Source organism: Muricauda sp. SCSIO 64092, from assembly GCF_023016285.1.
Classification (GTDB): domain Bacteria; phylum Bacteroidota; class Bacteroidia; order Flavobacteriales; family Flavobacteriaceae; genus Croceivirga.
Genome location: NZ_CP095413.1, coordinates 1,694,354 through 1,711,025, shown reverse-complemented (window position 1 = coordinate 1,711,025; position 16,672 = coordinate 1,694,354). Strand labels below are relative to the sequence as shown.

The 16,672-nt window shown below is 46.4% G+C and carries 8 protein-coding genes; all 8 read right to left on the bottom strand.

Annotation, left to right across the window (positions count from 1 at the left end):
• Positions 1-21 precede the first annotated feature (21 nt).
• Entirely contained in the window at positions 22-3,066 is a 3,045-nt protein-coding gene (locus tag L0P88_RS07115) for a SusC/RagA family TonB-linked outer membrane protein (protein WP_247133911.1), read from the bottom strand.
• Positions 3,067-3,837: 771 nt separating this feature from the next.
• Positions 3,838-6,723, bottom strand: a complete 2,886-nt coding sequence (locus L0P88_RS07110) for a WD40/YVTN/BNR-like repeat-containing protein (protein ID WP_247133910.1) — start codon at positions 6,721-6,723, stop codon at positions 3,838-3,840.
• A 166-nt stretch (positions 6,724-6,889) separates the two neighbouring features.
• Positions 6,890-8,446 (bottom strand): hypothetical protein, encoded by a 1,557-nt coding sequence (locus L0P88_RS07105; protein ID WP_247133909.1) that lies wholly within the window; start codon positions 8,444-8,446, stop codon positions 6,890-6,892.
• A 3-nt stretch (positions 8,447-8,449) separates the two neighbouring features.
• Complete coding sequence (locus tag L0P88_RS07100; RefSeq protein ID WP_247133908.1) at positions 8,450-9,694, bottom strand: dicarboxylate/amino acid:cation symporter; 1,245 nt, start codon at positions 9,692-9,694, stop codon at positions 8,450-8,452.
• 10 nt (positions 9,695-9,704) lie between these two features.
• Complete coding sequence (locus tag L0P88_RS07095) at positions 9,705-10,874, bottom strand: pyridoxal phosphate-dependent aminotransferase (RefSeq protein WP_247133907.1); 1,170 nt, start codon at positions 10,872-10,874, stop codon at positions 9,705-9,707.
• A gap of 91 nt (positions 10,875-10,965) precedes the next feature.
• Positions 10,966-12,093 carry a hypothetical protein gene (locus L0P88_RS07090; protein ID WP_247133906.1) on the bottom strand — a complete coding sequence of 376 codons (1,128 nt, stop codon included), beginning with the start codon at positions 12,091-12,093 and terminating at the stop codon, positions 10,966-10,968.
• Between the two features lie 27 nt (positions 12,094-12,120).
• A complete protein-coding gene (locus L0P88_RS07085; RefSeq protein WP_247133905.1) occupies positions 12,121-13,593 on the bottom strand; it encodes a RagB/SusD family nutrient uptake outer membrane protein in 1,473 nt (490 codons plus the stop codon).
• An 11-nt stretch (positions 13,594-13,604) separates the two neighbouring features.
• Positions 13,605-16,562, bottom strand: a complete 2,958-nt coding sequence (locus L0P88_RS07080) for a SusC/RagA family TonB-linked outer membrane protein (protein WP_247133904.1) — start codon at positions 16,560-16,562, stop codon at positions 13,605-13,607.
• Positions 16,563-16,672 lie beyond the last annotated feature (110 nt).

Genomic DNA, 16,672 nt, shown 5'->3' with positions numbered 1-16,672 from the left:
TTATTTTTTGAGTTAGGAGGATTAAAAATCAATGTTAAGACCAAGGATAAACTGCCTGGCTTGTGGGAAAAAGCCCTGATCGATACCAATGTTCAATGGCGACCCGGTATTGTTTTGGCCAATCTCTGGATCGATGCCATTATAACCGGTCAAGACAAAGAGGTTCTGACCGGAAACATAGAGCCGCAATCGCCGCAATCCAATCTGTTCGATGACATCATCGGGCAGGCTATACCCCAGGGATACGTTTTTCATTTTTAGGAAACTGCCATCCTGAACGTGAAAGTCCGAAATCAACTGTTCCCCGTTCGGGGCGGTACTGACCACAATGTTTCTAGGGGCTCCCGGTTCCGTAACGTAAGCAGCAGGCCTATTGGTGCCCAATGCATCATATCTAATGGTGGCATCAAAGATATCGTTGCCCAAAGTACCCGACATAAAAGCGGAAAAATCAAAACCCTTATAGTTCATTCCCAGTGTGAAACCAACGGTGGCATCCGGATTGGGGTCCCCTATAATGGTCTTGTCACCTTCGTCCGGGGTCAATTGATTGTTTCCACTGTTGTCCAGATCGGCAAAAATCAAGTTCCCCTGCGCATCCACACCTTCCACGACAAAACCATAAAAACTGGCTATGGGATCCCCCACCTGTGTCCTTGTGGCAAAATCGTTGAACAATGGAGTCAATTGGGCCCCTGGGATGAAAGAGGTTTCCCCAAGATCGGTAACTTCATTTTTGTTGAAACCCAAATTGGCACCGATGTTCCATCCGAATCCGCTTTCGTAATTCTCGCGATAGGAAACGAGAACTTCAAACCCGCGGTTCTCCACCGAACCTGTGTTTTCAATCGCTGGATTCAATCCGGAGGTCAATGGAGTGGTCGCTCCCAATAAAATATCGGAGGTCTCCTTAATATAATAGTCCAGTGTAATGCCCAGCTTGTTCTCCAAGGCGTTGATGTCCAGACCAACATTGAACTGTGTCAATTCCTCCCATCCTAATACGGGGTTGGAAAGACTGGTAAGGGCGATGCCCGGCTGTCCCGCATATCCGGCCTGTGTATTGACCGTTGCCGCGTAAGCGAATGGAGAGGAGGATTGGTCATTACCGCTTATTCCCCAGGCTCCCCTTAACTTCAATAAGGTAATCGCCCTTGAATTCCTCAAAAAATCTTCTTCCGAGATTACCCATCCCGCTGATACTGCCGGAAACCAACCTACTCTGTTGTCTGGACCAAAACTGGAGGATTTATCCCTTCGCAGCACCGCACTGAACAGATATTTCTCTTTAAAATTGTAATCTATTTTTCCAAAAAACGATTCAATATTTCTGGGAAAGGTGGTTCCGGGTACCACGGTGGCATCCGTAATATCCTCAGAAAGGGCAAAATTGACCTTATCAAAATCATTGGTTAGAAAAGATCCGGTGTCGTTGATAATATCACCTCCAATAAAGGTAGTTTCCACAGCTTCATATCCCAGAAGGAGATTTAGGTTATGGTCGTCTTTCAGGAACTTACCAAAATCGTATTCCATGGAACCACCCCATTGCCTGTTTTCCTGACGACTTTTTATCTCCGTATAATTGACAAAGGGAGAGGTATCGAACTGCTGATCCGTCTGCACCAATAACGGGGTAAAGCTTCGGTTAAGAATAAAATTGTTAAAGGAACCATACCACCCCCTAAACTTTAGATTTTCCGTTAGTTGGTATTTTAGGGAAAGATTGAGGTTGGAGGCATCCTGAATGGCTTCGTTGTTACTGATCGCAATGGAAAACAAGGGATTGGTAACGGCACCCAAACTGTTTATGGGAACCCCATTGGCAACCGGGTTACCGAAAGGATTGAAAAAGTTACCGTTCTCATCAAATACAGGATAAATAGGGGGTAGACCATTGATAAAGCTACTAATACCAACTCCGGCACCACCCGTATTCTGTGGAATGGTAAAACGGTTGGAAAACTGATATTGTGCGGAAGCATCCAATGTTATTTTATCGGTCAGATCGATACTGATCGAACCCCTGATGTTCCTTCGTTTAAATTCGGACTTTCCTTCACCGCCTAAAATACCTTCCTGGTCAAAAAAGCCTCCGGATAGGGAATAGGAAAGGTTTTCGGTCCCACCTACCACCGAACCATAGGCATTTTGGACCGGGGCATCATCAAAAACAACATCATACCAGTCCGTATCGGGCAATAGGGCCCTTTCCGCATCGGTAAATGCACCCCTAAATCCTGGGGCCGTATTTCCATTTACAGCGGCAACCCCTTGATTGTAGTATTGTAAATATTGATCTCTGTTCATTAAATTGGGCTGATTGAACAAACTCTGAATACCATAAAAAGTACTGATGGACACTTGCGGTTTCATCGACCTTTTTTGTCCCCGCAATGTTTCGACCAGAATTACGCCATTACCTCCCCTGGAACCATAGATTGCTGTGGAAGCGGCATCCTTCAATACGGTTTGGGATACGATATCGTTGGGATTCAGGAAACTCAGGTCGGGAACCTGGATACCATCCACAATAAAGAGCGGATTGGAATTGTTCGGTGTGCCGATTCCTCTTACCCTTACGGTTTGGGGCGATCCGGGAGATCCGGAGTTTTGCTGGACGACCACCCCGGGAATTGTTCCCTGTAGGGCAGCTTCCGCCTGGGATATGGGCAGTTGTTTGATGGTTTCGGATTTTACCGTTGCCACGGCCGTGGTGACCAATCGTTTGTTCTGTGTTTGGCCATAACCAACAATAACGACCTCATCCAGGCTTTGGGCATCCTCTGCCAAAACGATGTTCAGTTCATTGCTCCCGTTCAATGGAATTTCCTGTGGAGCATATCCAATATAGCTTACTACCAGAATGGCATTGGCGTCCGACACCTCCAGAATAAAATTTCCATCGAAATCCGTTTGGGTTCCATTTTGGGTTCCCTTCTCCAAAACCGTTGCCCCCGGCAGCGGCCCACTTACATCCCTGACATTTCCGGTAATGGTTTGGGCTTTTAGACCCCATACCGTGGTTAAGAGCAGGATGGCAAGGCCAAAATGTTTTGTGCTCATACTTAAAGGTTATTTGATTATTTACACGTTTGAGTTGTTCGCAAAAGGAGGTGTTGGCCACTCCTATTTAGCCCTCTAAAAGTATTTGATAGGGAGTCCCTTTTAAGACATTTTAACAGTTTGGGGCGCCTCCAAGCGGTGGTACCCCGTTGAGGTTGAGCACCACTAAATTCGTTTTAAGGTTTTGAATATCAGCTGGTTAAATAATATTCTTGTCATTTACGAAAATTGTACGAAAACGATTTCGTAAGTTTTCGTGAAATTGACTGTCTTTTTGTTGAAATCGCAATAATTGGGTCAAAAAAATATGCTTTTTTGATTCATCCGAAGAGGAAAAATGAATTTGATAATATAACGTGAGTTCGCTATTATTTTTTATCAGCCAAAATCCGTCAAATTGAGTGGTTTTTCGTAGTGAAATGAAGAAAAATTGTATCAAAATTAGGATTTTGCAAGAAAATTACTTGCCTGCCTCGCCGGCAAGGCAGGTTTTTCGATACATTTTTGCTATTGCAAAAACACTCAAAATGACGTAATTTTCTTATATCGAACTCACGCTAATTATATGGTCTGTGGCCCTTTTTTCCGGACCATGGTTTTAGGGTAGGTGGGGAGGTATAAAAGGGTACTCCAAAGTTGCGATTTTGGAGGACTCTTACCCCCAAGAAAGCGGCCGAGTTGACCAGTGGACCAAAATGCTGCCAAAGTCAGCAAAATACACTAAAGAATTACGCCCGAAATTTGACGTTCTTCCAAGAATATTAAATCGAATCATTGTATCCTTTCCCATTCCGATTGTAATTGCCTGAACCTATCGAAAGCATCACGACCTAAAGGTTGTTGCTCCTCGGAACACATTTCCATGAGGTATTTCACATGGTCCAGCAACATGGGCCTATCATATCGCTTGGGGCCCTTTTTCAAAAGGGTCAGGCGCTTTCGTAACCCTTCTTTTCTTTTTTTGTTTGTTGCCTCTTCCAATTGTTCTTCAAGCATTTTTACTTTGTGGGCAATTGATAAGTATAATTGGGTAACCTTTAGTGAAAGCTTTTCCTGTTCCTGCAGGTCTTTTAGGGTTACACCGCTTTCTTTTAATTCCGGATGTAGTCCATAATGGATTGTGGTGCGAACACTGTCCTGCCCGAAAAAAATCTTCAAATCGTATTCTCCTGGGGATACCCTGGGCCCCAAAAAGTCCTTTTCCCCTTTTCTTTTGAAGTACCATCTAAAATCCCATTCCGTTCTTCGTATGCCCAATTCATCTTTGGGAAGCCTGGTCACTTTTAGCTCTTTGGTATGCACCGGTTGCCCATCTTTGGAAAACTGAAATTTCACCATGGTATCGGTTACTTTTTCCGGTAAGGTAAAATAGATGTTTTGATTGGATTCATGATTTGGTTTTGGTTGAAACACATGAAGTTTTGGCCTTTCCTCCGGACCATAGTGATGCAAAGGGCTAATATCCTCCAAAACCCAAAACGACCTGCCTAAAGTGGATAAAACCAAGTTCTTACGAAAGACCTGTATATCGGTAACGGGTACTATGGGCAAATTTCGTTGAAAGGACTGCCAATGTGCACCATCATCAAAGGAAAGGTACAGGCCAAATTCTGTCCCTGCATATAGCAGTCCTTCCCTATCGGGGTCTTCACGGAGTACCCTCGCAACATGGCCCTTGGAAATACCTTGATCAGTACGCTGCCAGGTGTTGCCGTAATCTTCGGTTTTTAGAAAATACGTTTGCTCGTCCCCAAGGTAATCCCTGTTGATTGCGGCGTAACATTTGGCAGGGTCGTGGGGGGATGCTTCCAGATGTTGAACACGTCCGCCACTTGGAATACTGGGGGTTACATTGCTCCAAGTTGCACCACCATCTTTGGTAACATGGATCAGCCCATCGTTGGAACCGGTCCAAATCAAACCCTTTTTTATCGGTGATTCCTGTATGGCGTAAAGCACGGCATAATATTCCTCCCCAGAGATATCTTCATCTATAGGGCCACCGCTTCGCATCCGATACTCGGGCTTGTTTTCGGTCAAATCCCCGGATATCCTTTCCCAGTTTTTGCCCCCATCGGTCGTTTTGTGCAAGTATTGGGAGCCGTAATAGACCACGTTGGGGTCATGTGGGGACACTTCCATGGGCGTCACCCGTTGAAAGCGATACGTGATATCGTCAGGATGGTTGCCATAAAGGCTTTCCCCGCCAATATAATACAGGTGTTCCGTACCCAATTTATGGTTGTACACCGAAAACTGACCTTTGCAATTGCTGTAAACAATGTTGGGGTCACCAGGTTTGGGGATGGCCGGTCCCGTTTCACATCCTCCGACCCTATCCCAAAAAACCAGGTTTTCCATTCCATGTCCGTCATTACTGTTCAGTACATTTTGTGCTGGTAAACGACTTGGAACACGAATGGTAGTGTTATCCTGCTGCCCGGAATAGAGATAAAAGGGATATTGGTCATCCACATTACAGGAATAGAGTTCCGCTGTAGGTTGGTTGAACTGGGTAGACCAATTTTTGCCTCCATCAATTGAAATGGCCCCACCGCCATCGTTCCCGGCAATCATAAAAAGGGAATCCCTGGGATTGATCCATAAATCGTGATGATCGGAATGTGGGGGAATGATTTCCTTCCACTTTTTACCCCCATTGTAGGAGGTCCATAACTTTTTTGTCCCCGCCCATATGTTATCCGCATTTTGCGGATTTGCATCAATATTGGTAAAGTAAAACGGTCTGTACATCACGGATTTATGGACTTTAGCGGGCATTTCCACCTTTTCCCAGGATTCGCCATAATCGTCTGACTTATAAATCCCTTCCTGCCCTTCTGCTGCCTGGATCTGTGCCCAAACACGGGAAGGCATGGCCTGACTTACCGCTAAATCCACTTTTCCGGTCAAGGCGGTGGGGAGTCCCTTTTTCAACGGTTTCCAGTTTTTTCCACCATCCACGGATTTATAGATACCATCGGTTGCCCCACCACTGATGATGGTCCAGGGCTTACGCCGGGCACGCCACATAGTGGCATAGACAATTTCTGGTCGGTTTGGTGCCAGTTCAATATCCACTGCTCCCACTGAATCTGAATGAAAAAGCACTTTGTTCCAATGTTTGCCACCATCCATGGTCTTAAAGACACCCCGTTCTTTGGACTTTTTAAACGGTTGCCCTACCACGGCCGCATAAGCTATTTTTGAATTGTTGGGATGTACCTCCAATGCCCCGATCTGCCCTGTATTCGGCAATCCGGAAAATTCCCATGTTTTCCCGGCATCAATCGATTTATATATTCCCCTGCCCACAATAACATTGCTGCGGATACCATCCGAACCTGTACCCACATATAGGATATTTGGGTTTTTCTGGAATATGGCAATAGCCCCTATGGAAGGGCTTTCAAAATACCCGTCCGAAATGTTCTTCCAGTGCTTGCCATAATCGATGGTTTTCCAAAGCCCGCCCCCTGTGCTACCCATATAGTAGACATTTGTACTATCGATTACACCTTTTACGGCGGTTACCCGGCCCCCGCGCGATGGCCCCACATTTTTAAATTCAAAGGCCCGTTCCCATTTTTCTTCGGGCTGTTGGCCAAAACAGGAGCATCCTGCCATTGCCAGGGCCAGTACTATGTATTTCTTCATTTTGGGTAGTGTCATACTGTAAAAAATAGGTCGATGCTGTTAATACCAATGTGCCAATCCAACGATCGAATCATATGGAACATCCTTTACCCGATATTCGGGATTTGGATATTCCGAGACGTGCGACGAAAGGATTATATCGATTTCCTTGCTGCCCCGAGGCAGTTTACTCCAGCCATTCCAAGGCTTTACGAAGCAAAATATTTTTGTAATCCAGGTAGTTCTCCTTGGTTACGGGAACATAATCATCCACCTGGGCCGGGTTTCCTTCAAGTACTTGTCCATTTGGGCGAATGGTATGGCCAATGTTCCACATAAAACTGACCACCGGTATGGCACTATTGGGAAAATACAGATCTTCTTCCCATTCCCAGGTGTTACTATATCCGCCGGAGGGCATTCCCAGGGTATGGCCCAGTCCATTGTCATTGACCATGGCGGAAAACTGATCCATATGGGATCCTCCCCAAGGTCCTGAAAAGAGTACCAATTTGCCCCTGAAATGTTTTTTTGCCGGTTGCATAATCCAATCCGAGTAGTACGGGAGGTGGGCACATTTAAAAGGGACATTGTTACTGTAGGTTTGACCGCGTTCCAGTCCTTTTAAAACAGGTCCATGCAACCACTCCATCATCCATGACCCATCATCTTCGGTCTCGGGGGAACTACCGTCCATCAATTGTTTATTTGCCAAATAGTTTTCTGTTCGACGGGCAATAAAATCATCGGTGATATCACTAAGTCTTAGATTTCCCCCCGTAGTTTTGAAGGGTTGGGATGAAAATCGTGCCAATGCATAAGCTCCCTGGCTTCCACCCCTACTGTTGACCGCATCGATGATAAGATGGTGGTCCAACAAATTATGGGTTTCCGCATAGGCAACCAACTCGTCCACCGCCTCCCTCAAATCCTTCCTAAACCCATACCACCATAATAAAATCGTCTTTGAACTTTTGTCATTGGGCAAATACACCGAAAAGGATTCTTTTTCCCATGCCAGGCCATAGCCTTCGTAATTGCGTAAAAACCGCCCATATTGCCAATCCACTTCCTTCAAATACGGGAGTTTGAGGGCATAGGGCCTTCCTTTTTTTGGCTTGAGGACGATACTAAAACTATCCTTGAATACTGTGCTGGGCCATTGGGCACTTCTTTTGGATAGGGCGTCTGCCGTTCTGATCTTAAAATTATTTTCGTTGGAATAGGCGATGTAAGGCCGTACTTGCTCCACAAAATCGGCCAGGGCAAGGCCATTGACCTCAAGGAGTTCATCGCCGATTTTCGGTGTCCTTTTCCCCTCGTAATCCGCAATGGATTTTGCAAGGTCCGAAACAAAAAACGATAGTTTTTTGGAGGAAAAATCGGGATGGAATCGAATAGGGGCCCTACCTTCCTTGATGGACGGGACGGTCAGCCCATTTTCTATTGGCCCGATGGACAGGTGTTTGTCATGCCGCGCCGCACTCAATTTCACCAGGGCAAACCAGAGATCGTCATTGGTTTCTGCATCGATAAATTCCTGCCGCAACTTTTCCATGTTTTGGATGGGGTCAAAGTTGAGCGCTTTGTTCTTGAAATCGGAGAACGCCTCCCGTCGTTTGGTCATGGCCAATAGGGTATCAAAAAGTGCTTCCCTGTTTTCCTTGGTGCCTACTCCGGACTGTGCTGCCAATTGAAGTGCAAAAAACAAAGCCGTAAAAAAGTAAATTCCCCTGGTTTTCATGCTTTATTGGTATTTTGATGGTGCGTAAGATGGTTTCCACTGCGTCTCGAATTTGGAGACTATTGTTGTTGCCACCATATCCCCCATACAGTTGACGGTGGTATTTCCCATATCGATCAAGCGGTAAATGCCCCCTACAATGGCCACAATCTCAATGGGCAAATTGAACGCTTCGGCGAAGAGCATGGCGACTACCAGTCCACCTCCAGGAATGCCGGACGAACCCTCAACCACCAACAGTCCGATCAACACCACTTGAACCAGTTCTTGAAGGCTAAAATCCAGTCCCGCGGCCTGGGCGGTAAAAATGAGGATTCCCGAAAGCATTATGGAAGTGCCGTCCTTGTTGAACTGCGCTCCCATGGGCAAGGTGAAGGAGTATACCTTTTTGGGAAGCTTCATTTTTGTTTCGGCAATATCAAGTGCCACAGCCAGGCTGGCCAAACTGCTGCAGGTGGCGATTGTGGTGGCATAGAGTTCCTTGGTCTTTTTAAAAAACCAAGGGACGGAAACCTTTCCAACAGTGGTCAGTAGTAGCATATATACCGCGATCATCAATAACTGTCCCACATAAATTGTGGCGATGAACTTGCCCAGGGCCCCTGCAATATTCGATCCAAATTCGCCGAAGGTAGCCGCCATCAAGGCGCCGAGACACAGTGGGGACAATAGCAATATGTATTCCACCAATTTGCGCATTAGACCGGCCAGAAGGTCATATCCCTTTTCCAAAGGTTCCCGTGCCCTTGGGGGGAGCTTTAGGGTGACTATCCCTAAAAGGACCGCAAAAACCACTATTTGAATGAGGTTTCCCTCGGCAAAGGATTTAAAAATGTTGACCGGAATCATACTCAACAAAAGGTCGCCCACATTTGGAATTTGACCTATGTCCTTGGACACTTCTGCCTTTAGCGTCATTCCAACACCCGCTTTGGATACATTCATCAAACCAATGCCGATTATGATGGCCATGATGGTGGAAAAAACATACCACAGCAGCACTTTGCCCCCAATTCTGCCAAAACTTGAAATACTGTTCAATGAGGCTATACCCGATAAAAGATTAAAGAAAACCAGCGGGATGGCCGCCATCAGCAAGAGGTTCAAAAAACCGATTCCCAGTGGTTTTACCACCAGGGCCTCTTCCTTGAACACCAGCCCGGCAATGGCCCCAACCAACATCCAAAGGAGGACCCTGGTCGCGAAGGGAATTCGTAAATAGTGTTTTAGTACTCTTTTAAACATCATATGATCTCAATCAATGGGACTGCACAAATCGCTGTAATCGTTTGAGGCCCTCTTCCAATTCGTCCCACGATTTGACACAGGTAAACCTAACATAATTCTCACCAAATTCCCCAAAGGAAGATCCATGGACAATGGCAACCGATTCTGTTTCCAGCAGTTGTTCCGTAAACGCATAGGAGCTTGTTCCCAATTGGGAGATATCGACCCAGGCATAGAACCCTCCTTCGGGGCGATGGCATTTTAAGCCCTGGATACCATCAATGAAATCGGTACAATACAACACCTTTTTCTCCCATTCCAACCAGTAGTTGAGGACTTCATCCTGTGGTTCCCCACAGGCAATTGCCGCACCAATCTGTACAAAGGAATTTACACTGGTAATCAAATGCTGTTGCAACTTTTCCAACTCCTTGATGATGTCCTCACTGGAGTAAATGAAACCGACCCTCCAACCGCCCATTGAAAAACTCTTTGTAAAGCTCATTAGGGTAATGGTACGGTCTTTCATACCGGGAAGTGTTGCCAGGTTGGTATGTTTATGACCATTCCAGACCACCCTTTCATACACCTCATCGGTAATTACGATAAGGTTGTTGGCGATAGCAACGTCTGCAATGATCTGAAGATCTTCCTTGGAGTGGACCACCCCAGTTGGATTATGTGGAGAGCAAAGGATGATCACTTTTGTGCGTTGGGTCACCGCCTTTTCCAAATCGTCCTTGGTCCATCTAAACCCATTTTCGGCCTTTAAGGGCACTTTAACCGCCTTTCCCCCCAAATAGTGAACCGTTTGGGTGTAACTCACAAAACAGGGATCTTCCACAATGACCTCATCACCTGGATTTATACAGGCCAGAAGACCTATGGTGAGCCCTTGTTTACATCCCATGGTTGCAATGACCTCCTTTTCCGGATCGGCATCAATTTTATTGTCCCGTTTTAGTTTTTCGGCTATGGCGTTCCTATAGATGGTCTTCCCCCTTGCCATGGTTTGATGGGTATCCCCTGAATTTATTGCCGCTATGGTCCCACGGGTAATATAGGCGGGTGTGGGCTCAAAAGCACGACCAGCGGAAAAATCGTATACATCTTTCCCCTGTTCGCGAATGACCTGGGCCTTATCTGCAATACCTACGGTTGCTGAAAAACTGGAATCTAAAACTCTCTTGGATAAATTCATAGTTGTACTTTATATACAGAACAAGCGGCGATATGGCGACATCGCCGCTTGTACCAACTAACTCAAATAAACTAACTTAATCAAAAAAATGCTATTTCACCCCTATTCTGATGGCATCCAAAAATACCAGTTCGGACCCGGAATTGTTGCCAATTTGGATAACCAGACTTCCCGTCTTTATGTTTTGTGCAAAGGCATTGAAGGTAAACCAGCTGTTTTCAATGACATTTCCAGTGCCATCCGGTCGATCGCGCATATCTGCGTTTTCATCCCCTCTAAAGGACAGCAACAGTTCGTCACCGTCCGAAGTCCGCCAAAAGACATCAAACTCGTCGGAATCTTCCCAACTGGCATCCACAAAAAAGGTGGAAAGGGTCACTAAAAGGATTTCTACGTCCGGGGCAATGGTGATTTCATCAAACACAATTTCGGCCAGGCCATCGGCATCGGAAGCGACATAGGCTTGCATACCGTCCTGGAAGAATGGCAAATCCCACTCATCGGGTTCGTTCAGTACGTTGGTAACCCCCCAATAGAGTGAGGTGTCCTCTCCTCCTTCCTCTCCGGGAAGGTAGGAGAAATCAAAGCCCATTTCACCACCGATGGAGACATAATCCACTGAATTCAAGCCATCTTTATTGATCTGTTCCACCCCCTCGTCCGCTTCGTAGTTGTTGGTAGCCCCGGCGGTGGGTTCTTCAAAACCCGTGAAAGCAATAACATTTAGATTTTTGGTCTGGTCTTCAACAGCAGCGGTAAATACCCCACTTCCCTGGGCCAACCGCAATCCCCCGGACACTTCGGCCACCTCAAAGGTAACCGTATAATCCTTTATCCCTTCCGTTACAATGGGAACCAATCTAAGGGTTGGATTGTTGCCCCCTTCCGGTATGGATACGGAAATCTGGCCTGAAGAACCATCGGGTTCGGTAATAAAGTCGACGCCATAAACGGCATTCTCCAGGCTTAGGGCTATGGTGGCATTGGCACTTTGGTTAAGGGTGAAACCAACGGAAAAAGGGATGGAAATCGGTTCTCCACCATCTTCAAAAACCGTGGTGGTAAGTCCATCTGCAATTCCGGCCACGAAAGTCTGACCTTCCCTTGAAACGACTTCATTTACCTCATCATTGTCACATGAGACCAGCAGTACAATAAAGGCCAGGACCGTTGGGAGGGAAGAAGGTATTTTTGATTTTAATTGTAGGTATGCACTCATTTTTTCTCCTTTTTATTGTATTCATTTTTAGTATCCATCATTTTGGACCATGTTCGGGTTTCCGTTGAATTCGGCCAGTGGAATTGGCCAGGCGTACAGAAAAGTGGGATAATCCAAGCTACAGATATCCGCTGAGCAGTCATTTCTGGTGAATCCCCGTTGCAATCGTTTCAAATCGAACAAACGGTTTCCTTCAAAAGCCAGTTCCTTTCTGCGCTCCGTTATGATGTCCTCAATAAGCTGGTTGCCACTTGAAGCAATAGGGGAGGCATTGGCCCTTGCGGTAATCCTATTGACCAATTCCAGGGCCACGGCTTCCTGTCCGTTTCTGGCCTCTATTTCGGCTTTCATTAGAATCAATTCGGTCAATCGAATCACGGAATACGGGGTATCGTCCGGAGCAGCACCAAAATCACCGGGATATTTGAACACATGTTGGTCGGTGTTCTCGATTTTGTACCAATTCAATCGGAGATCCTGAGCTTCGTACAAATCGAATAGATCCCCGGAAATGGCATGGGCGGCATTGCCATTGTTCGAAGTATAAATATCGATGATGGAGCGGTTCGTTGTGATATCGGCCCCAGCCTCGTTTATATATAATTGAAAGATACTTTCAGGAAGCACGATTGCAGTCCCTGCCCACTCATTGATGAATTCCAGATCCCCCAGGCCCGTGGAGGGATAAAGTCCTGTTGTATATTGGGAGACCAAACTGTATCGTCCTGAGTTGATGACCTGATTGGCATCACTGAGCGCATTGGAATAATCCGTGATGTAAAAATACATTTTGGCCCTAAGGCTCAATGCCGAGAAATAATTGATAAAATAAAAATCGTCCCCAGGTCTATCTATGGCATTGCTGTTTTGAAGATCGGGCAAGGCCTCGTTGAATTCCTGAAAAATAAAACCGAAAACCTCCCCAGCGGTGTTCCTTTCCGGTTGATTGGTCACGCCCGTTGCCGTAACTATGGGTACCCCGGGATGGGACTGGCCTGAAGTGAAGTTATAATCCTGGGCAAAGACCTGCATCAAACAGAAATAGGCATAGGCCCTAATGATCCGTACCTCGGCAATGGCCTGGGCCTTTGCTTCGTCGGACATATCACCGACCGCATCAATGTTTTCAAGAAAGGTATTGGCATTATTGATGAGTACATAGGCATCATCCCATAAAATGCTGGTGGTGTTGGCATTCAGGTTCAATAGATAGGCATGGGGCAATCGGTCACTGTTTGCCCCGGCATCCTCCCTGTCCGAGGGAATCTTGCCATTGTCCGAAGCCGCATCGCCGATGACCGAAAAGTCGGTTCCGTACATTCCTTTGAGCTTTATGGAGGTATAGATGCCGTTCAGCGCGGCCAAGGCACCGTCCTGGGTCTGAAATACCGATGAGGAGGCCACCTGGGTCTCGGGTGCAATATCCAAATAATCTTCGCAGCTCCATGTGGATAGTACTACGAGCGTCAAAAATGTATATGTTTTACGTAAGGATTTCATAGTGCTATTTTTTAAAAGGTTAAGTTGGCCGCAAAGGTTATGGTCCTGGGAATGGGATATGCCTCGGATGTGGGGTCAAACCCTGGGAAGTCGGTCGTTGTCCATAAATTCTGACCGCTCAGTCTAAAGGAAACACCGTCCAGGCCAATTTGCTGTACGATCTCAATGGGTAGATTGTAGCCCAATGTGATGTTCTGAAGCCGGATATAGGAAGCGTCATACAAAAACCGTGTACTTTCAAAGCCCCCATTGGGATTGTTCAGGCGTACCCTGGGAACGTCGGTGATATCCCCGGGCTGTTGCCAACGGTTCAATGCTATGGCCCATTGGTTGGCGGGAAAGTTCTGTCCATCCCCGTTCAGGGTTTCCCCCAAATCAAAATACTCCTGGTTTCCTTCATTGAAGAAAAACATAAAGGACAGACTCAAATCTTTATACCTAAAGGTATTGGTGATACTTCCGTAGGTGTCGGGACTTCGTTGGCCGACCACGGCCCTGCTTTCCTCCCCATCGTAATCCGGGGTTATATTCCCATCGACATCCAAATACAAGGGATCGCCCGTGGCAGGGTCCACACCGGCATAGCGCTGGTAAAAGAAATTATCCGATCGTCCGCCTTCTTGCCAGATGCGATTGCTAAAGACCACTTCTTGTGGCAATTGTCGTATTTCCTGATCATAAAAAGCGATATTGGCATCGGTTCGCCATGAAAAATTTTCACTTCGGAGAATGTAGGCAGCCAGGGAAACCTCAAAGCCCGTATTCAATAGTTCCGCATCGGAATTCACGGCTTGTTCCTCAAAGCCCGTGGTCAGGGACAGCGGGAGTTCAAACAACAAATCCTCGGAAACTCTCCTAAAGTAATCCACACTTCCGGACAACCTATTGTTGAAGAGGTTAAAATCCACCCCAATATCGAGTTGCAGGTTTTTTTCCCATTGCAAACTTCTGTTGGGGGGAAAGGAAACGGTGATGCCTGGTAAAAAATCCGTTGGATTCAAGGCAAAATCCCTTCCCAATCCAAAAAGATCCCTCCATAGGAAATTTCCGGAGTCGATGTTGTCACTGGTAAAATTGTTGTTCCCCGAAGAACCGTAGCTTGCCCTGAGCTTAAGGTTGTTCACCAGATTGGAATCTGAAAACAGGTCTTCGGAAAGGATATAGCTAAGACCCACGGCACCAAAAGTACCCCATCGATTGTCCGGGCCAAAGTTGGAGGCGCCGTCCCTCCTTAGGGAACCTTCCAGAAACAGCTTGTCCTTATAGTCGTAGTTGACCCTTCCAAAAAAACCAGCCACGGCATTTCCATCAAAGTCCGATTCGATATCAGAGGGGTCTATGGGCCCCGTGGCGAGTCCAACATCGTTTAGATTGGCGAATGTAAAGCCCCTTCTTGATACTTCAAGCAGGTTACTTCGGAACCTTGTGGTCTCAAAACCGGCCTTGATGCCAAGGGAATGGTTTTCACCAATGTCTGTGTTATAGGAGAGCGAGCCCACAAAGTTGAAGGTGTTTTCAGAAGTGCGTGCTTCCAAGGCGTTTCCACCTTCGGTCTCCGCGAGATAGGTTTTCCCAATGGTCTCCTTAAAAATGGAAGTGTTGTAATAGTAATTTCCCAAAACCTCTCCCCGCAATTTTGGGGTGAAATTGTACCCGAGGTTCAAGGTGGTATTTACGCTCCAGCTTTCAACATTGTTCGAATTAAGGGCGGCGGAAGCCACCGAATTGTGCTGTGCATTGCTGGGAATGTCAAAATTAAAGCCAGAACCCACCAATTCCGGATTGGTATCGGGTTGCCCGAATATGGGTTCGGTAGGGGCGGTGTTGAAGGCCCCTGAGAGTTGGCCCGATCGGCCGGTATCGGAAATAAGGTCATCCCGATTTCTGTAATTCAATTGCATGCTTGCCCCAATGTCAATTTTGTCATTGAGATTATGGTCAACACTCAAGGTTCCGGTGACCCGTTCAAAACCGGTACCAATGACGGTCCCTTTTTGTTCGGTATAGCCCAGACCTGAGTAGAACGACGTCTTTTCATTGCCTCCCCTGGCCGAGAAGTCGTACTTTCTAAACGATCCCGTTTGAAAAGCTTCGTTCACCCAATCCGTATCAAAGGCCTGGTCAATGGGAAGGAAAAAACCGGTGGAGGGGTCGTCTGGGTTTCTTCCATCATTGATCAATGCCTCCCGGTAATACTCCACATATTCTGCGGTATTCATCAACCTAAAATTATTGGGGTTGGTATTTTCGGTAAAACCGATTTCGGTATTTAGGGAAAAAACGGTTTCTTGATTTCTTCCTTTTTTGGTGGTGATCAGGATGACCCCATTGGCGGCCCTGGATCCATAAATTGAAGCGGACGCGGCGTCCTTGAGAACGTTTACGGATTCAATGTCATTGGGGTTGATTTGGGAAAGGCCCCCGTTAAAAACAGCGCCATTCAATACGATCAATGGTTCATCACTGGCCAAAAGTGACCCTATTCCCCTAATCCTGAATTCGGCACCTCCTCCCGGTTGCCCATTGCTTTCAAATACCTGGAGGCCAGGGGCAAGCCCCTGTAAAGCATTGGTAAAATTGGATAAGGGTTGTGTTTGGATTTCTTCCGTGGTCACTACTTCCAGGGCTCCGGTAAGTGCCTTTTTGGTCGAAGTACCAAAGGCCACGACCACCACCTCATCCAATTGACTAAGGTCCGGTATCAGGGTCACGTTCACCGTATTTGAGGTAACGGGCACCTCCTGGGTTTTAAAGCCAAGATAGCTTATAATAAGAATTGCTCCCTGATCGGCGGTAATGGTATAGTTCCCATCAAGATTGGAAACGGTCCCTATAATCGTTCCTTTTACTTGAATGGATACGCCAAGTAAGGGCTGTTGGTCGTCTGAAGTAATTTTTCCCGTGACCCTGTTTTGGGCCATTAGAAAACTACTGGAAAATAAGATTGCGATACATAATCTGAGCTTCATTCCACATAGTATTAGTTAGTTATCAGCGTCATAAAAGTCATCCAAAAAAGCAATCCCGCCTCTTTTTTTTGGAAAAAAGAAAATTATTTCAGAAATTTTCAGAAAATACT